Raw genomic sequence first — 18240 nt, forward strand, 5'->3', positions numbered from 1 at the left:
CCTTGCGACCACGAAGGCCCGGCAGGTGTATCTGAGCCCCATCGGGCACCAAAGTGGGGCCCGATGTTGAACGTTTTGTCACGCTGCGGTGCAACGTCCTTTATGTCCTGTGCGCAAGACTATAGAATCAGAAGTCCGTACAAGCATTCTTATTAATCAGTACCCGGAGGTTGGCCGATGGCCCGAGTTACCGTTGAGGACTGCCTCACCAACATGGACAACCGCTTCCAGCTCGTGCTGGTCGGCTCCAAGCGCGCCCGGCAGCTGGCCAATGGCGCCGAGGCCCACGTGGAGTGGGACAACGACAAGCCCACCGTGGTCGCCCTGCGCGAGATCGCCGATGGTCACGTCGGCCGCGAGATCCTCGAGGAACAGCCCGAGGCGGTGATGGACTTCGAGGCCGAAGCCAGTGCGCTGATGGAAGAGGAAGAGGCCAAGGTGCAGCCGAAGGCCCAGCCCGAGGCCGGTCAGGGCGACGGGGAGCAGACCCCGGGCCAGGACAGCTGAGGGCGACGCATGTATGGGTCGTGCCGAGGCCTTGTCCCCGCGTGAGCAGCGCCTGAGCCGCGAGCCGGCCCGTCGGGCCAGCGAACTGTGCTCCCTGCTCGAGACCTACCTGGAACCCAAGCAGGTTCAGCAGGTCTACGAGGCCTATCGTTTCGGCGCCGAGGCCCACGCCGGCCAGCGCCGTCTGTCCGGCGAGCCCTACATTACCCACCCCCTGGCGGTGGCGCGCATCATGGCCGAGATGCGCATGGATGGCGACAGCATCGTCGCCGCCATCCTGCACGACGTCATCGAGGACACCCCCACCGCCAAGGAGCAGCTCCGTAACCAGTTCGGCGAGGACGTGGCCGAGCTGGTGGACGGGGTCTCCAAGCTCACCCAGATCGACTTCAAGTCCAAGGCCGAGGCCCAGGCGGAGAACTTCCGCAAGATGGTGCTGGCCATGGCCCGGGACATCCGGGTCATCCTGATCAAGCTGGCCGACCGGCTGCACAACATGCGCACCATCTGGGTCATGGCGCCCCACAAGCGCCGGCGCATCGCCCGCGAGACCCTCGAGATCTACGCCCCCATCGCCCAGCGGCTGGGCATTAACACCGTCCGCGTCGAGCTGGAAGACCTGGGCTTCGCCGCCCTGTACCCGTTGCGCTACCGCGTGCTCAAGGAGAAGCTACGCCGCCAGCGCGGCCACCGCGGCGAGATCATCGACAAGGTCTGTCAGGTCATCGAGGCGCGCATGGGTGAGGCCACCATCCAGGGCCAGGTCACCGGTCGCGAAAAGCACCTGTGGAGCATCTACCAAAAGATGCAGACCAAGGGGCTGAACTTCCGCGACGTCTTTGACGTGTACGGCTTCCGGGTGCTGGTGGACTCCGTGGACGCCTGCTACCGCATGCTTGGGGTGTTGCACGGGATCTACAAACCCCGCCCAGGCCGGGTGAAGGACTACATCGCCATCCCCAAGGCCAACGGCTACCAGTCGCTGCACACCACCTTGCTCGGGCCCCACCGCATCCGGCTGGAGGTGCAGGTGCGCACCTGGGAGATGGACCAGGTGGCCGAATCGGGTATCGCCGCCCACTGGCTGTACAAGTCCGACGGCAACGGGGGCAACACCGCCCAGGTGCGGGCGCGGGAGTGGGTCAAGGGGCTGCTCGAGATCCAAGAGACGGCCGGCAATTCGCTGGAGTTCATCGAAAACGTCAAGATCGACCTGCTACCGGACGAGATCTACGTCTTTACCCCCAAGGGCGAGATCATGGAGCTGCCCAGCGGCGCCACGGCGGTGGACTTCGCCTACGCCGTGCACTCGGATGTCGGTAACGCCTGCATCGCCGCCAAGGTGGACCACCGGCTTACCCCGCTGCGCACCCCGCTGCAGACCGGGCAGATGGTGGAGATTATCACCGCCCCGGTGGGTCGGCCCAACCCGGTCTGGCTCGATTTCGTGGTGACCGCCAAGGCCCGCGCCGCCATCCGCCACTCGTTGAAGAAGCTCAAGCAGCACGAGGCCGAAGACCTCGGGCGGCGCATGCTCGACCGGGCCCTGACCAGCCTGTCGCTGAGCCTGGAGGACCTGCCCGCCGACGAGGTGCGCGAGCGCGCCATCGAACTGGGCGAGAAGGACCTGCCGACCCTGCTGCGTGCCGTCGGCCTGGGGCGGCGGGTGCCCTGGGTGGTGGCGCAAAAGCTGGCCGGGATCGGTCAGGAGACCCCGGTCGAGGGCGAGCCGGTCCCGTTGCCGCACCAGGCTGATCGCCAGCAACTCAGTATCCGCGGTACCGAGGGCACGGTGGTGAGCTTCGCCAAGTGCTGCCGGCCGATCCCGGGGGATCCCATCCTCGGTTTCGCCAGCGCCGGGCGCGGCGTGGTGGTGCACCACCGCGACTGCCGCAACGTGGCCGCCTCGCGCAAGCAGGCGGACAAGTGGATCGACGTGCAGTGGGAGCCGGAGGTGGAGGGGAGCTTCTCCACCGTGATCGCGGTGGACGTGGTCAACGAGCGGGGGGTACTGGCCACCCTGGCCACTACCATCGCCGAGGCCGAGGGCAACATCGACAACGTGGTCATCGACGAACGGGATGCCATGATCTCCACCGTGCGCTTCACCCTCAGCGTGCGCGATCGCCGCCACCTGGCGAACATCATGCGCCGGCTGCGCGTGACCCGCCCGGTCCAGCGCATCACCCGGCGCAAGGGCAACTGACCGCTCAACACAACAAGGACCCGTCATGGAACGCAAGACCATCCAGACCGACAAGGCCCCGGCCGCCATCGGCCCCTACTCCCAGGCCATCCAGGCCGGCCGCACCGTCTACCTGTCCGGCCAGATCCCCCTGGTGCCCGAGACCATGGCCCTGGTGGAGGGCGACATGGAGGCGCAGATCCGCCAGGTCTTCAACAACCTGCAGGCGGTGGCCGAGGCGGCGGACGGCCGACTGGCCGACGTGGTGAAGCTGAACATCTTCCTCACCGACCTGAGCCATTTCGGCCTGGTCAACGAGATCATGCAGGCGTACTTCGCCGAGCCCTATCCGGCGCGGGCGGCCATCGGGGTGGCAGAACTGCCCAAGGGCGCCCGGGTGGAGATGGACGCCATCCTGGTCCTGCCCTGACGCGGCGGTTTTGACCAAAGCCCCCTTGCCAGCACTGCGGGACGACCCGGCCATGCAGCCGGTCACCACCCTGAAAGGGGTGGGCCCGCAGATGGCCCAGCGCCTGGCACGCCTGCACCTGGAGACGGTGCAGGACCTGTTGTTCCACCTGCCGCTGCGCTACGAGGACCGCGATACGGTGCGGCAGCTGGGCGCCATGCAGCCCGGCGAGTCCGGGGTGATCGTGGGCCGGGTGGAGCACGCCGGGGTCGCGGAGGGGCGGCGCCGCCGGCTGATCGTGCGGATCAGCGACGGCACCGGGCAGGCCGACCTGGTCTTTTTTCACTTTCATCCCGGCCAGCGGCAGCAGATGCGCCCCGGTACGCCGATCCGGTGCTTCGGTGAACTCCGCCCCGGCCCCACCGGACTGCAGATGGCCCACCCGGAGTACCGGCTGGGCCCCCAGGCCGAGGCCGGTGACTCGGGGCCGCACGGACTCACGCCCGTCTATCCCGCCACCCAGGGGCTGCAGCAGCAGACCCTGCGGAAACTGATCGACCAGGCGCTGGCCCGCGCCCGGCACATGCCCGACTGGCTGCCCACGGAACTCACCCGGGACCTGGGCCTGCCCAGCCTGGCCGAGGCGCTCCACTACGTGCACAAGCCGCCGGTGGATGCCGACACCGCGCCACTGGTGGAGGGGCGCCACCCCTGCGTGCAGCGGCTGGCGGTGGAAGAGCTGCTGGCCCACCATCTATCCATGCGCCGACTGCGGGCGCACCTGCAGGCCTCTGCCGACGCCCCGGCCATCCACGGGGACGGCCGGTTGACCCGGCGGCTGCTGGAATCCCTGCCCTTCGCCCTCACCAACGCCCAGCGCCGGGTGGACCGGGAGCTGGCCGGCGACATGGCCCACGCGGTGCCGATGCTGCGGCTGGTGCAGGGGGACGTGGGCTCGGGCAAGACCGTGGTGGCCGCGCTGGCGGCGCTGCGCGCGGTGGAGGCCGGCTACCAGGCGGTGATCATGGCCCCCACCGAGCTGCTGGCCGAGCAGCACCTGCGCAGCTTCAGCGAGTGGCTCGCCCCGCTGGGCCTGGAGGTGGGCTGGGTCTCCGGGCGGGCCAGCGGGCGCAAGCGCGAGGCGGTGCTGGCCGCCCTGGCCGCGGGCGAACTCCCCGTGGTGGTGGGGACCCACGCCCTGTTCCAGGAGGACGTGCGGTTCCACGCCCTGGGGTTGGTCATCGTCGATGAGCAGCACCGCTTCGGCGTGCACCAGCGCCTGGCCCTGAAGGAGAAGGGCCACCAGGGCCGCAGCCAGCCCCACCAGATCATCATGACCGCCACCCCCATCCCGCGCACCCTGGCGATGACCGCATACGCCGACCTGGATGTGTCGCTGATCGACGAGCTGCCCCCCGGGCGCAAGCCGGTCAAGACCGTGGCGCTGTCCGAGAGTCGGCGCGACGAGGTGGTGGCCCGCATCGGCGCGGCGCTGGAGCAGGGGCGCCAGGCCTACTGGGTCTGCACCCTGATCGAGGACTCCGAGGTGCTGGAGGCGCAGGCGGCCGAGGCCACCTATGCCGCGCTTGAGGAGGCCCTGCCGGAACACGCCGTGGGACTGGTGCACGGGCGGATGAAGCCGACGGAAAAGGATGCGGTGATGGCGGACTTCGCCGCCGGCCGGATCGGGCTGCTGGTGGCCACGACGGTCATCGAGGTGGGGGTGAATGTTCCCAATGCCAGCCTGATGATCATCGAGAACGCCGAGCGCCTCGGGCTGGCCCAGCTCCACCAGTTGCGCGGGCGGGTGGGCCGCGGTGAGGCCGAAAGCAGCTGCGTGCTGATGTATCATGGCCCGTTGTCCCGCACGGCGCGGGCGCGGCTGGAGGTGCTGCGCCGGAGCAACGACGGCTTCGAGATCGCGCGCCGGGATCTGGAGATCCGCGGGCCGGGCGAGCTGCTCGGGACCCGCCAGACCGGGGACCTGACCTACCGGGTCGCGGACCTGAACCGCGACGCCGCGCTGCTGCCACGGGTCCAGGCATTGGGCGACCGGCTGCAACAGCAGCACCCCGAGCGCGTCGAGCCGCTGGTGCGCCGATGGGTGGGCGCGGCCGAGCGCTACGGGCAGGTCTGAGTCCCGCGCCGGTGCCCGCTCGCCGGGCCGGAACGCATTGTTTGGAGAATCGTTTGTACCGGAACACAGAGGCAAGTTGGCGGCCGCGTCGCCACCCGGTGCGGCGCAAGGCGCCGGCCGGCCTGCAGGCCTGGCTGGACGAACCGGGCTCGCTTACCGCCCGGCTGCGCCGCAGCGTGCCCGGTGACCTGGTGGTGACCGTGCTGGTGGAGCGCTGGGGCCGGCCCAGCCAGGACGAGGCCCGGGCGGTGGCCCTGCCCGACGGGCGCCATGCGCGGATTCGCGAGGTGTTGCTGGGCAGCCGGGATACCGCGTGGATCTATGCCCGCACCATCATGCCGCCGGAAGCCCTGGCCGGTGATGGCCGGCGCCTCGCCCGGCTTGGGCGGACGCCGCTGGGTGGGGCGCTGTTCCGGGGACGGTCGGTGGTGCGCGGGCCGTTGAGCATCGCCCGGTTGACTCGCCGGGACCCGCTGGCGCGGCGGGTGCCGGGGGGCGGGGCCGGCTACTGGGCGCGGCGCTCGCGGCTGTGGTACGGCGATGCCGGCCTGCTGGTCACCGAGGTGTTTCTGCCGCCGTTGCTGCGGTATCTGGAGGACTGAACCCCATGGAGCTCACCGCTGATACGCTGCGCGACCGCGCCTGGCAGTACGCGCAACTCACCCGGCTCAACCGGCCCATCGGCAACTTCCTGCTGCTTTGGCCCATGCTCTGGGCGCTGTGGATTGCGGCGGACGGTCTGCCCGATCTCAAGGTGCTCGTGGTGTTCGTGCTCGGCGTGTTGGTCATGCGTGCCGCCGGTTGCGTCATCAACGACTACGCCGATCGCGATTTCGATGGCCACGTCAAGCGCACCACCCATCGGCCCATGGCCAATGGCCGGGTGAGCGAGCGCGAGGCCCTGACCCTGTTCGTGGTGCTCTGCCTGGTGGCCTTCGGCCTGGTGTTGTTGATGAACTGGCTGACCATCGCGCTCTCGCTGGTTGCCGTGGCCCTGGCTGCCACCTACCCGTTCATGAAGCGCTACACCCACTTTCCACAGGTCCACCTGGGGGCGGCGTTCGGTTGGGCCATCCCCATGGCCTTCGCGGCTCAGACCGGGGCCGTGGCGCCGGTGGCCTGGCTGCTGTTCATCGCCGCGGTGGTCTGGGCCACCATCTACGACACCCAGTACGCCATGGTGGACCGGGACGACGACCTCAAGATCGGCGTGAAATCCACCGCCGTGCTCTTTGGCCAGGCCGATCGCGCCATCATCGGCGGCCTGCAGGTGGTGATGCTGGGGCTGCTGGTCGCTGCCGGCCTGGCGGTGGGGCTGGGGCTTTTCTGGTACCTGGGGCTGGTGGCCGCGGCCGGGCTGTTCGCCTATCAGCAGTGGCTGATCCGCGCGCGCCAGCGCGAAGACTGCTTCCGCGCCTTTCTCAACAACAACTGGTGGGGCGGGGTGGTGTTTCTGGGCCTGGTGCTGGACCTCCACCTCGCGGCCTGACCGCTACCGCACCTAGCGCGATCCGGGCGGTGGCGGCGTCCGCGCCGTCGCCCAGGCCTCCACCGTCTCCACCCCGGCTGCCTTCAGTACCCGGGCGATCTCGTCAAGGGTGCATCCGGTGGTCATCACATCGTCCACCACCGCCACGTGCCGCGCCGGCAAGGTTCCATTCACCGCGAAGGCCCCGAGTACGTTCCCCGGTCGCTGTGCGCGGTCCAGCCCGCTCTGGGTGCTGGTGGCGCGTACCCGCCGTAACCCGTGCCAGATCCTGACCCCGGGCAGTGCGCTTGTCAGCTGGCGCGCCAGCTCCGTGGCCTGGTTATACCCGCGGGCGCGCAGCCGCTGAGGGTGCAGCGGCACCGGCAACAGCAGTTCTGGCAGGGGCTCCGGCCGGGAGTCCGCCACCTCGGCCAGTAGGGCACCCAGCACCCGCCCGGTGGCCAGCTGGCGGTGGAATTTGAACCCGGTGATCAGCCGGTCCACTGGGAACCGGTAGTGGAGCGGAGCGAGCACCCGGTCGAAACAGGGGCGTGCCTGCAGGCAATCGCCGCACAGGTCGTTGGCGACGGCGCCAGCGGGCAGGGGGACACCGCAACCTGCGCACGGCCGGCTTAGCCAGGGCAGGTCTTGCCGGCAGCCGGCGCACAGGTCCAGCGCCGGTGGCTCGCCCGGCGCGCCGCACAGCACGCAACAGGGCGGGTAAAGCCGGTCGAGCCCGCGCTCCAGGGCTTGCAACCAGCGGCGTACGCCTTCCATGGCAGTCTCCTCCGCAGTGAGCACATCCGGGCAGTTTAGCGGAATGGTTAGCCGCCTTGGCACGAGAAACAGGCCAATTTGTAAACCACAAAATAACGATACAGGTTGACGGCGTGTGAGGGGTTGTTAGCATCCGCTGAGCCCCCAAAATATCGTGTTGTGCTGTTGAGGTGGGTGCAGGTGCCGGCGGGCCGACTATTGCGCACCGAGCAACGCAGCGAAAAGGCGGAGACAAGGCGCGCCTGTCCGAGCGAAGCGAGTTCGCGCCGCCGCCTTTTCGCGAGTAGCGCAGGGAACCCCGAAGGGGTGCGCACTACCGGAGGCCCGCCGGCACCTGTACCCACCTCGACAGCACAACCCATACCGGAGCCGAACTCCATGGACCCGAGCCCGATCCGCCACGACTGGACCCAGCGGGAGGTCCTGCAGCTCTTCCAGCAGCCCTTCAGCGACCTGCTGCACCAGGCTCAGGCCACCCACCGGGCCCACTTCGACCCCAACCGAGTCCAGGTCAGCACGCTGCTGAGCATCAAGACCGGTGCCTGCCCCGAGGACTGCAAGTACTGCCCGCAGAGCATCCGCTACGATACCGGCCTGGAGCGGGAACAGGTCATGGCGGTGGAAGAAGTGGTCGACGCCGCCCGGCGGGCCCGCGCTGCCGGCGCCACCCGCTTCTGCATGGGTGCCGCGTGGCGTTCGCCCAAGGACAAGGACCTGCAGACCGTCGAGGCCATGGTGCGCGAGGTCAAGGCGCTGGGCATGGAGACCTGCCTCACCCTCGGCATGCTGCGCGACGGCCAGGCCGAGCGCCTGCGCGACGCCGGGCTCGACTACTACAACCACAACCTCGATACCTCCGAAGCGTACTACGACGAGATCATCACCACCCGCAGCTACCAGGATCGCCTCGACACGCTGGAAAAGGTGCGTGATGCCGGCCTCAAGACCTGTTGCGGCGGCATCATCGGCATGGGGGAGGCGCGCGAGGACCGGGTCGCGCTGCTCCGAACACTGGCCACGCTGCCCGTCCATCCCCAAAGCGTGCCCATCAACCAGCTCGTCCAGGTGCCGGGCACGCCGCTGCACGGTATCGAGCCGCCCGACCCCTTCGAGTTCGTCCGCACCATCGCCGTCGCCCGTCTGCTCATGCCCGGCAGCTACGTCCGCCTGTCCGCCGGGCGCGAGCAGATGTCCGATGAACTGCAGGCGCTGTGCTTTCTTGCCGGCGCCAATAGCATCTTTTACGGTGACAAGCTGTTGACCACCGGTAACCCCGAGGCCGATGCGGACCGCCAACTGCTGGACCGGCTCGGCATGGGGTTCGAGGAACGCGCCTGCGCCCAGACCCAATGCGAGACCAACGACCCGGCATGAACCGCCCCGGCCTTGACCAGGTGCTGAGCCAGCGCCTGGCCGAGCGGCACGCTGCAGGGCTGCACCGCAGCCCGCGACGGCTGCAGGGCGTGGAAGGTCCCTACGGCCTGACGCCCGACGGGCGCACCGTGGTGGTGTTCTGTGCCAACGACTACCTGGGCCTGGCCAGTGACCCCCGGCCCGGTCAGGCCATGGCCCAGGCCGCGGTGGACCAGGGCGCTGGCAGCGGCGCTGCCCACCTGGTCAGCGGCCACCGTCCGGAGCACGAGGCCCTGGAGCGCGACCTGGCCGCCTGGACAGGGCGCGAGGCGGCGCTGCTCTTCTCCACCGGCTACATGGCCAACCTGGGGGTGATCGACGCCCTGGTGGGGCGGGGAGACACCGTCCTCGAGGACCGCCTCAACCACGCCTCACTGCTCGACGGGGCGCGGATCTCCGGTGCCCGGCTGCGCCGTTATCACCATGCCGACGCCGAACACCTGGACGCCCTGCTGCAGAAGGACACCGGCCGCCACCGGCTGGTGGTGACCGACGGGGTCTTCAGTATGGACGGCGACTGCGCACCGTTGCCGGCGCTGGCCCGGGTCGCCCGTCGTCACGGGGCGTGGCTGATGGTGGACGACGCCCACGGGCTGGGCGTGCTGGGCCGGAGCGGTGCCGGCCTGCTGGCGGAAGCCGGGTTGGGGCAGGCGGACGTCCCCGTGCTGGTGGGCACGCTGGGCAAGGCCTTGGGCAGCTTCGGGGCCTTCGTGGCGGGTAGCCGCGTGCTGATCGACGCCCTGGTTCAGTCCGCCCGTACCTGGATCTACACCACCGCCCCGGCCCCCGCCCAGGCGGCCGCCACCCGGGAGGCCCTGGCGATGGCCCGCGACCAGGACTGGCGCCGGGACCACCTGGGGCGGCTGATCCGCCGTTTCCGCGACGGTGCCGCCGACCTGAACCTGCCCCTGATGCCCTCCAAGACCCCCATTCAGCCCGTGCTGGTGGGCGAGGCCGGGCAGGCGCTGGCCGCCAGCCGGGCCCTGGAGGCGCGCGGCTACTGGGTTACCGCCATCCGGCCCCCCACCGTGCCGCCGGGTACGGCCCGGCTGCGCGTGACCCTGAGCGCCGCCCACGCCGACCACCACGTCGACGGCCTGCTCGGCGCCCTGGGGGACTGCCTGCCGCGATGATCTTCACCCGCACCGAAGGACAGGGCAGCGAGCCGTTGGTGCTGGTTCACGGCTGGGGATTCGATCACACCGTGTTCGCCCCCTGGCTGCCCGCGCTCACGGACCGCTGGCGGGTCACCCGGGTGGACCTGCCGGGGCACGGCCGCAGCCCCGCGTCCGGCGCGGCGGGGGGGCTGACGGAGTGGGCAGCGGCCATCCGGCGGGCGATCCCGGAGGACGCCCTGTGGGCCGGCTGGTCCCTGGGGGGGCTGCCGCTCCTGCAGGCGGTCATCGACGGGGCCAGGCCGCGGGCTCTGCTGCTGTTGGCCGCCAGCCCCTGTTTTTGCCAACGCCCGGACTGGCCCCACGGGGTGCCTGCCGCCGATCTGGACGCCATGGTGCATGGCCTGGACGCTGCGCCGGAGGCCACCGTGCACCGCTTCCGCACCCTCTTAGGCCGGGGCGGGGTGGCGGACCGGCGGGCCCTGAAGCCCTGGCGCCGGCGCCCCTCCGCGTCGCCCGGGGCCCTGCGCGCCGGCCTGGCGCTGCTGCGGGATACCGACCTGCGGGCCGGTCTGGCTCGCGTGGACTGCCCTGCCTGCTGGCTGGCCGGCGACGGCGACCCGCTGATCCCCCGGGCGGCCGCGGCGTGGGGAGCCCGGGCCATGCCCCGGGGGGAAATCGCGTATCATCCCCGGGCAGGGCACCTGCCCTTTCTCACCCACCCCGAGTGGGCCACCGACGCCCTGCAAGCCCTCAGCCGACAAAGCCGATCATGACCCGTACCCCCATCGACAAGCTCCAGGTCCGCCGCCGCTTCCACCGCGCCGCGGACAGCTACGACCAGGTCGCCGTGCTGCAGCGCGAGGTGGGCGAGCGGCTGATCGAGCGCCTGCCCCTGATCCTGATGCAGCCGCAGACCATCCTCGACGTGGGCTGCGGTACCGGCTTCTGCACCCGCGCCCTGCAGGACCATTACCGCAAGGCGCGGGTCATTGGCCTGGACCTGGCCCCGGCCATGCTCCAGGCCACCCGGCGCCGGGGCCGTTGGCTGCGCCCCATCCGCACCGTCTGTGCCGACGCCGAGCGCCTGCCGCTGGCCTCCGAGAGCATGGACATGGTCTTCTCCAACGTGGCGCTGCAGTGGCTGCCCGACCTGGAACGGGTCTTCGCCGAGTTCCAGCGGGTGCTCCGGCCCGGCGGGCTCCTGATGTTCTCCAGCTTCGGCCCCGACACGCTCAAGGAGCTGCGCGAGGCGTGGGCGCAGGTGGACGACAAGCCCCACGTGCACGAGTTCATCGACATGCACGACGTGGGTGATGCCCTGATCCAGGCGCGTTTCGCCGATCCGGTGATGGACATGGAGGCCTTCACCCTGACCTACGACGATCCCATGGGCGTGCTGCGCGACCTGCGCGGCCTGGGGGCGGGCAATGCCGCCAGTGGCCGCAGCCGCGGGCTCACCACCCGGCGGCGGCTCCAGGCCATGTGCCAGGCCTACGAGGCGGCCCACCAGGGGCCGGATGGGCGCATCCCCGCCAGCTGGGAGGTGGTCTACGGCCACGCCTGGGCCAGCGAGGGCCTGCCCCAGCGGCGCGAAGGTGATACGGTCAGCATCAGAGCGGATCACATCCCGGTCCGCCGACGCTGATTCCGGCGGCCGCGCCGCCTCCCTACGCCCGGAGAAACGCCCATGACGCTTGCCTACTGGATGGTCCTGGTTGCCGCCTTCCTGCCCTTCGTGTTTGCCGCCACGGCCAAGTTCGGCGGTGGCGGCAACGACTTCGACAACCGGGCGCCGCGCGCCTACCTGGAGCAGCTCTCCGGCTGGCGGCAGCGGGCCAACTGGGCCCAGCAAAACCAGTTCGAGGCCTTCCCGCCCTTTGCCGCCGGGGTGATCATCGCCCACCAGGTGGGGGCCGCCCAGGGCGCGGTGGATACCCTGGCGGTGCTGTTCATCCTGCTGCGCCTGGCCTTCGGGGTCTGTTATGTCCGCGATCTGGCCACGCTGCGCAGCCTGATCTGGATGGCCGCCTTCGCCTGTATCGTCGGCCTGTTCGTGGCTGCCGCGGTGGCGTGATGAAACGGGTGTTCAGCGTCGAGAACCGGATGCTGGTGGAGCGCTACCGGCAGGTGCTGGAGGATGCAGGCATCCCCTGCCAGTTGCGCAACGAGTTTCTCGGCGGCGGCGCCGGGGAACTGCCGGTAAACGAGGTCTGGCCCGAGATCTGGGTGGCCGACGAGGACGAGGATCGGGCCCGGGCGCTGCTGGCGGCGCAACAGGCGCGGGAGGCGGACCCCGGCCCCGACTGGACCTGCCCGCGTTGCAAGGAGACCCTGGGTGGCCAGTTCGATGTCTGCTGGAACTGCGGGATGCTCCGGCCCGGGGAGTGAGGGCGCTGTTGCCCTACTAATCCCCTTGTTAGACTGCGGGTTCCTTTAACTGAACCAGAGATGCACCTGATGTGGCTCTCCGCCCCCCGCCAAGGTGCCGGTGACCGGGTCCGCCGGTTGCGGTACTTTCTGCTACTGGCCCTGGTCACGTGGACGGTGACGTTTGCCGGCATGGCCTGGTGGTTGACGGGCCACTTCCAGAGCGTCACGCAAGATCTCGCTTACCAGGAGGCGAAGGCGAATTTCAACAAGGACCAGGCCTTCCGCTTCTGGGGGACGCTGCACGGTGGTGTCTACGTGCCGGTCAGCGAGGAAACCCCGCGCAACCCGCACCTGGCCCACCTCCCGGAGCGGGACATCACCACGCCGCAGGGCCAGGAACTCACCCTGATGAACCCGGCCTACATGCTGCGCCAGCTCAACGAGCAGTTCGGCGAGTTGTTCGGCGTGCGCGGCAACATCACCAGCCTGGACCCGCTTCGCCCCGAGAACGCCCCTGACGACTGGGAGCGCGAGGCCCTCAAGACTTTCGAGGACGGCGAGGAAGAACGGCTGGAGGTCTCCTACATCGAGCGTGAACCCTACCTGCGCTACATGGCGCCCATGCAGACCGATCGGGGCTGCCTGGAATGCCATGCCCACCAGGGCTACGAGGAGGGGGATATCCGGGGTGGGGTCTCCGTGGCCGTCCCGCTCTCCGGCTACAAGGAGCACGAGCAGGTGAACGTGAGCCGCACCCTGGGCGCGCTCTCGGGGGTCTGGCTGATTGGTCTGGCGGGGTTGGGCTATGCCGGTCGGCGCCTGGTGCGTGACGCCCGTAACCAGGAGGCGGCCAGCCGCGAGATCCGGGCGCTGAACGAGGGGCTGGAGGAGCGGGTCCGCCAGCGCACCGCCGAACTGGAGGAGGCGCGCGAGTCGGCGGAATCGGCCAATCGCGCCAAGAGCGTCTTCCTGGCCAACATGAGCCACGAGTTGCGCACCCCGCTCAACGCCATCCTGGGCTTTGCGCAACTGGCGGGGCAGGGGCCCGGTGCGAGCCCGGACCAACGGGAGCACCTGGGTTACGTGCAGCGCAACGGCGAGCACCTGCTCTCGCTGATCGACGATGTGCTGGACATGGCCAAGATCGAGTCCGGGCGCCAGACCCTGGAGGAGGGCACGGTGAACCTGGCGCGCACCCTGGATGACGCCGTGGAAGCGCTGCGTCACCGGGCCGAGGGCAAGGGCCTGGGCCTGGTCGCCGAGCGTGACCCGGAACTGCCGCGGTATATCCACAGCGACGGCCGGAAGCTCCGCCAGATCCTTATCAACCTCATCAGTAACGCCGTGAAGTACACCGACCGGGGCCGGGTGGCCGTGCGAGCGGACCGCTGCCCGGCCGCGGCGGGGACGGAAACGTTGCGCCTGGAGGTGGTCGACACCGGTCGCGGCATCCCGCTGGACGACCAGGCGCGGATCTTCGAGCCCTTTTTCCAGAGCGGCCAGTTGGGTGCCGCCGAGGGGACCGGCCTGGGGCTGCCGATCACCCGTCAGTTTGTCGAGCTGATGGGGGGCGAGATCAGTCTGCAGAGCACCCCGGGCGAGGGCTCCCGGTTCGTGGTCAGCCTGCCGCTGCGGGTGGCCGAGGGGGACGAGGAGGCGCAGCAGACACCCCGTCGGGTGGTCGGGCTGGCACCCGGTCAACCGGCGTGGCGGGTACTGGTGGTGGACGACGCCGACGCCAACCGCTTGTTGCTCAAGCGGTTGCTGGAGCAGGTGGGGTTCCGGGTGCGCGAGGCGGCCAACGGCGAGGAGGCCGTCGCCTGTTTCCAGGACTGGGCGCCCCATTTCATCTGGATGGATCTGCGCATGCCGGTGATGGATGGCTACCAGGCCAGCCGGGCCATCCGGCAATTACCCGGGGGTGACCGGACGGTAATCGCGGCCCTCACCGCCAGCGCCTCCCTGGTCGAGACGGAGGCGGTGAAGGAGAGCGGCTGCGTGGAACTGCATCGCAAGCCCTTCCGCGAGGCGGACCTGTTTGCCGCCATGGAGCGCCACCTGGGCGTGGAATACCGCTACGCCGAACCGTCGGACGAGGAGCCGGCCGCCGATGCCGAGGATCCGGGTATCCCGGAGGATTTCCCGCAGCGGCTGCAGGCGTTGCCCTCAGAGCAACGCCAGGCGCTTATTGACGCGGTGCGGGCGGGCGATCTGGAGGCATTGGAGGCTGTCGTCCAGGCGATTGCCCGGCAGGATGGCGCCCTGGGGCGTGCCCTGCACGGCCTCGTTCAGGAGTTCCGCTACCAGGACATCCTCCGGGCCCTGCAAGAGGAGAGGGGCTGATGGCGACCGGGACCGCACAGCACGCCACGCCGGGCGAAGTGCTGGTGGTGGACGACAACCCCGCCAACCTGCGGCTCATGGTCAAGGTCCTGCGCGACGGCGGGTACACCGTGCGGGTGGCCCCCGGTGGCCGGCTGGGCCTGGAGTCGGTGCAGGCGCGGCCGCCGGACCTGGTGCTGCTCGATATCCGCATGCCGGACATGGACGGCTATGAGGTCTGCCGGCGTCTGAAGGCCGACCCCGCCACCGGGGACATCCCGGTCATCTTCCTCAGTGCCCTGCGCGAGCCCGCCGACAAGGTCAGGGGGTTTGCCGAGGGGGCGGTGGACTACATCACCAAGCCCTTCGTGACCGAGGAGGTGCTGGTGCGGGTGCAGAGCCACCTCGCGTTGCGCGCCTCGCAGCAGCGGCTGGAGGCGCAGGTGCAGGACCGCACCCGGGCGCTTCGGACCCTGTCCGCCGGCAACCAGGCCCTGGTCCACGCCCAGACCCTGGATGACCTGCTCCGCGGCATGCGCGACGCCATCGTCCACCAGGGGGGGTATGACGGTGTGGTGATCACCTTCACGGATGGTGGCCGGTATCCGCCGACGGCCTCCGCGGCGGCGGACGGGGAGCCGGTGGTGCCGCCCGATGGGCCCTGCCTGCTGCCGTCGGCCGGCCAAGAGGGGCAGCGGGCGCTGCTGCTGCCGCTGCGGGATGCCGCCGGCGTGGTGGGGGCGTTGCAGGTCGACAGCCATCGTCCGGGGGTGTTCACGGATGCGGAGGAGGTACAACGGCTGGTGGAACTGGCCGGCGACCTGGCCTACGGCATCCGGGCGCAGCAGCGGCGGGAGGAGAGCGAGCAGACCCGGCGGGCGTTGGCCCAGTCGCTGGAGCAGACGATCGAGGCAATCGCGGCCACCATCGAGGTCCGTGACCCCTACACCGCGGGCCACCAGCGGCGTACCACCGACCTGGCCGAGGTGATCGCCGAGGCGCTGGGTCTGGACGAGGAGCGGCGCCGGGGTCTGCACCTGGCGGGCGCGATCCACGACATCGGCAAGATATCCATCCCTGCCGAGATCCTCTCCCGCCCCGGCCGGCTCAGTGACGTGGAGTTCGAAGTCATCAAGACCCATGCCGCCACCGGCTATGAGATCCTCAAGGGCATCGACTTCCCCTGGCCGGTGGCGCAGATCGTTCGGCAGCACCACGAGCGGCTGGACGGGTCCGGCTACCCGGACGGCCTGCAGGGGGACGAAATCCTGCTGGAGGCGCGCATCCTGGCGGTAGCCGACGTGGTGGAGGCGATCTCCTCCCACCGCCCCTACCGGGCCGCGCTCGGGCTGGACGTGGCCCTGGAGGAGTTGCGCGCGAAACGGGGGGTACTCTTCGACCCGGACGTCGTGGATGCCTGCCTGGCGCTGGCCGAGCAGGGCTGTCTGCCGGTGGCGCAATCCTGACCGCCCGGCCCGCCCCGGGCTGGTAGAATCGCGTCCCATGATTACCCTCAAGGACATTACCCTCTCCCGTGGCCCCGAGGAGCTGCTGCGCGGGGCCGCCCTGACCGTCTACCCGGGCCAGCGCCTGGGCCTGGTCGGACCCAACGGCTGCGGCAAGAGCACGCTGTTCGCCCTGCTGCAGGGCGAGATCGGTCCCGACACGGGCGAGGTGGACATCCCCCGCGACTGGCGCATTGCCCACGTGGTCCAGGAGACACCGGCGCTCGCCTGCAGCGCGCTGGACTACGTGCTTGACGGCCACAAGGCGCTTCGCCAGCTGCAGGCGCAACTGGCGGAGGCCGAACAGCGTAACGATGGCGAAGCGATGGGGCGGCTGCACGCCCGCCTGGACGCCATCGACGGCTACACCGCGGCCTCCCGCGCCGAGACCCTGCTGGAGGGGCTGGGCTTCGACGCGGCCGAGCGTGCCCGCCCGGTCAGCGACTTCTCCGGTGGCTGGCGGATGCGCCTCAACCTCGCTCAGGCCCTCATCCAGCCCTCCGACCTGCTGCTGCTGGACGAGCCTACCAACCACCTGGACCTGGAAGCGGTGCTCTGGCTGGAGCAGTGGCTGTGCCAGTTCCCGGGGGCGTTGCTGCTGATCTCCCACGACCGCGACTTCCTGGACGCCGTCGTGCAGGGCATCGTGCACGTCGACGGCCAGCAGCTGGTGCACTACACCGGCGGCTACAGCGACTTCGAGAAACGCCGGGCCGAACGGCTGGCCCAGCAGCAGGCCCAGTACGAAAAGCAACAGGCGGAGATCGCCCACCTGCAGAAGTTCGTCGACCGGTTCCGGGCCCAGGCCAACAAGGCCAAGGCTGCCCAGAGCCGGGTCAAGGCGCTGGAGCGGATGGAGCGCATTGCCCCGGCCCACGTGGATGCCCCCTTCGAGTTTCACTTCCCCGAACCGCCGCGCGCGGCCAACCCGCTGCTGGTGCTCGATCGGGTGGACCTGGGCTACGGCGGTGAGCCGGTGCTGCACCAGGTGCACCTCTCCCTGCGCCCCGGCGAACGGATGGGCCTGCTCGGCCCCAACGGGGCTGGCAAGTCCACCTTCATCCGCGCCCTGGCCGGGGAGTTGCCGGCCCAGGCCGGGCAGATCGTCACCAGCCAGGGCCTGGCCGTGGGGTACTTCGCCCAGCACCAGTTGGAGCAGCTGGACGGCGAGGCCTCGCCCCTGTTGCACCTGCAGCGCCTTGCCCCGAAGGCGCAGGAACAGACCCTGCGCAACTTCATCGGCGGCTTTGGCTTCTCCGGCGACGATGCCGACCGCGCCGTTGCCCCCTTCAGCGGTGGCGAGAAGGCGCGCCTGGTGCTTGCCCTGCTGGTCTGGCAGCGCCCCAACCTGCTGTTGCTGGACGAGCCCACCAACCACCTGGACCTGGAGATGCGCCACGCCCTCACCGTCGCCCTGCAGGAGTACGAGGGGGCCGTGGTGCTTGTCTCCCACGACCGCCACCTGCTCACCACCACCTGCGACGAGTACTACCTGGTGGCGGAGGGCGCCGTGCGCCCCCTGGACGGCGACCTGGAGACCTACCGCCAGTGGTTCGTCGAGTGGCGGGAGGCCCGCAAGGCCGCGGCGGCTGAGGCCGGTGCCGCCGAGGCGGATCGCGGTGCGGCCGGACTCGGCGGCACCGCGCACACCGCCGAGTCCCGCAAGGCGCAGCGCCGCGCCCAGGCCCGCCAGCGCGAGCAACTCCGGCCCCTTCGCCGCAAGGCCGAGCAGTTGGAGAAGGACCTGGACGAGGTGGGCGGGGACCTGGCGCGGGTGGAGGAGGAGTTGGCCGACCCGGCGCTCTACGAGGGGCAGGGCAAGGCGCGCTTGACGGAACTACTCCGGCGCCAGGGCGAACTGAAGACGCGGCAGGAGGCGCTGGAGGGTGACTGGATGGAGGCCCTGGAGCGCCTGGAAGCGGCCGAGGCGGCGCTGGAATGAACGGGTGCGCTTGGGCGATGGAGTGGATGCCGCCCTGCAGCAAAACTCAGTATTAGACTAGGATTAATTATCGGGGCGAGTAAGTTA

16 protein-coding genes are annotated in these 18240 nt (G+C 70.1%); 15 read left to right on the forward strand and 1 reads right to left on the reverse strand.

The genetic code is table 11. The annotated features are described in order from the left end of the window. Nucleotides 1-177 precede the first annotated feature (177 nt). The 6 genes from rpoZ to ubiA are packed head-to-tail and all read left to right on the forward strand — an operon-like array spanning nucleotide 178 to nucleotide 6727. Nucleotides 178-507, forward strand: a complete 330-nt coding sequence (rpoZ, locus tag DFR31_RS10800) for a DNA-directed RNA polymerase subunit omega (protein WP_121442696.1) — start codon at nucleotides 178-180, stop codon at nucleotides 505-507. 13 nt (nucleotides 508-520) lie between these two features. Beyond that, nucleotides 521-2713 carry a bifunctional GTP diphosphokinase/guanosine-3',5'-bis pyrophosphate 3'-pyrophosphohydrolase gene (gene spoT, locus DFR31_RS10805; RefSeq protein WP_121442697.1) on the forward strand — a complete coding sequence of 731 codons (2193 nt, stop codon included), beginning with the start codon at nucleotides 521-523 and terminating at the stop codon, nucleotides 2711-2713. 25 nt (nucleotides 2714-2738) lie between these two features. Then, entirely contained in the window at nucleotides 2739-3122 is a 384-nt protein-coding gene (locus tag DFR31_RS10810; RefSeq protein ID WP_121442698.1) for a RidA family protein, read from the forward strand. A 52-nt stretch (nucleotides 3123-3174) separates the two neighbouring features. After that, entirely contained in the window at nucleotides 3175-5238 is a 2064-nt protein-coding gene (recG, locus tag DFR31_RS10815) for an ATP-dependent DNA helicase RecG (RefSeq protein WP_121442699.1), read from the forward strand. A gap of 53 nt (nucleotides 5239-5291) precedes the next feature. Next, nucleotides 5292-5840, forward strand: coding sequence for a chorismate--pyruvate lyase family protein (locus tag DFR31_RS10820; protein WP_170153668.1), 549 nt, complete (start codon nucleotides 5292-5294; stop codon nucleotides 5838-5840). 5 nt (nucleotides 5841-5845) lie between these two features. Then, the gene (gene ubiA / locus DFR31_RS10825) at nucleotides 5846-6727 is read left to right on the forward strand and encodes a 4-hydroxybenzoate octaprenyltransferase (protein ID WP_121442701.1); all 882 of its coding nucleotides are present in this window, start codon (nucleotides 5846-5848) and stop codon (nucleotides 6725-6727) included. A 12-nt stretch (nucleotides 6728-6739) separates the two neighbouring features. Here the strand turns inward: ubiA and DFR31_RS10830 are convergent, their stop codons facing one another. Continuing rightward, complete coding sequence (locus DFR31_RS10830) at nucleotides 6740-7483, reverse strand: ComF family protein (RefSeq protein ID WP_121442702.1); 744 nt, start codon at nucleotides 7481-7483, stop codon at nucleotides 6740-6742. A gap of 378 nt (nucleotides 7484-7861) precedes the next feature. Between DFR31_RS10830 and bioB the strand changes: the two genes are divergently transcribed. The 9 genes from bioB (at nucleotide 7862) to DFR31_RS10875 (ending at nucleotide 18153) form a co-directional block, all read left to right on the forward strand. Next, nucleotides 7862-8857, forward strand: a complete 996-nt coding sequence (gene bioB / locus DFR31_RS10835) for a biotin synthase BioB (RefSeq protein ID WP_121442703.1) — start codon at nucleotides 7862-7864, stop codon at nucleotides 8855-8857. Then, nucleotides 8854-10029 carry an 8-amino-7-oxononanoate synthase gene (bioF, locus tag DFR31_RS10840; protein ID WP_121442788.1) on the forward strand — a complete coding sequence of 392 codons (1176 nt, stop codon included), beginning with the start codon at nucleotides 8854-8856 and terminating at the stop codon, nucleotides 10027-10029. The genes bioB and bioF overlap by 4 nt, the downstream gene beginning before the upstream one ends. Then, on the forward strand, nucleotides 10026-10787 hold the full coding sequence (locus DFR31_RS10845; protein ID WP_121442704.1) for an alpha/beta fold hydrolase: 762 nt from the start codon (nucleotides 10026-10028) through the stop codon (nucleotides 10785-10787). The genes bioF and DFR31_RS10845 overlap by 4 nt, the downstream gene beginning before the upstream one ends. Next, nucleotides 10784-11659 carry a malonyl-ACP O-methyltransferase BioC gene (gene bioC / locus DFR31_RS10850; RefSeq protein ID WP_121442705.1) on the forward strand — a complete coding sequence of 292 codons (876 nt, stop codon included), beginning with the start codon at nucleotides 10784-10786 and terminating at the stop codon, nucleotides 11657-11659. Before DFR31_RS10845 ends, bioC begins: the two co-directional genes overlap by 4 nt. Nucleotides 11660-11701: 42 nt before the next feature. After that, on the forward strand, nucleotides 11702-12088 hold the full coding sequence (locus DFR31_RS10855; protein ID WP_121442706.1) for an MAPEG family protein: 387 nt from the start codon (nucleotides 11702-11704) through the stop codon (nucleotides 12086-12088). Beyond that, a complete protein-coding gene (locus tag DFR31_RS10860) occupies nucleotides 12088-12402 on the forward strand; it encodes a putative signal transducing protein (protein ID WP_121442707.1) in 315 nt (104 codons plus the stop codon). The genes DFR31_RS10855 and DFR31_RS10860 overlap by 1 nt, the downstream gene beginning before the upstream one ends. A 69-nt stretch (nucleotides 12403-12471) precedes the next feature. Beyond that, on the forward strand, nucleotides 12472-14727 hold the full coding sequence (locus DFR31_RS10865; RefSeq protein WP_121442789.1) for an ATP-binding protein: 2256 nt from the start codon (nucleotides 12472-12474) through the stop codon (nucleotides 14725-14727). Further along, nucleotides 14727-16172 (forward strand): HD domain-containing phosphohydrolase, encoded by a 1446-nt coding sequence (locus tag DFR31_RS10870; RefSeq protein ID WP_121442708.1) that lies wholly within the window; start codon nucleotides 14727-14729, stop codon nucleotides 16170-16172. Before DFR31_RS10865 ends, DFR31_RS10870 begins: the two co-directional genes overlap by 1 nt. 37 nt (nucleotides 16173-16209) lie before the next feature. After that, nucleotides 16210-18153: an ATP-binding cassette domain-containing protein gene (locus tag DFR31_RS10875; RefSeq protein ID WP_121442709.1), complete on the forward strand. Its 1944-nt coding sequence runs from the start codon at nucleotides 16210-16212 to the stop codon at nucleotides 18151-18153. The last annotated feature ends 87 nt before the right edge of the window (nucleotides 18154-18240 follow it).

The sequence above is a fragment of the Alkalispirillum mobile genome (assembly GCF_003664325.1).
Taxonomy (GTDB): Bacteria; Pseudomonadota; Gammaproteobacteria; order Nitrococcales; family Halorhodospiraceae; genus Alkalilimnicola; species Alkalilimnicola mobilis.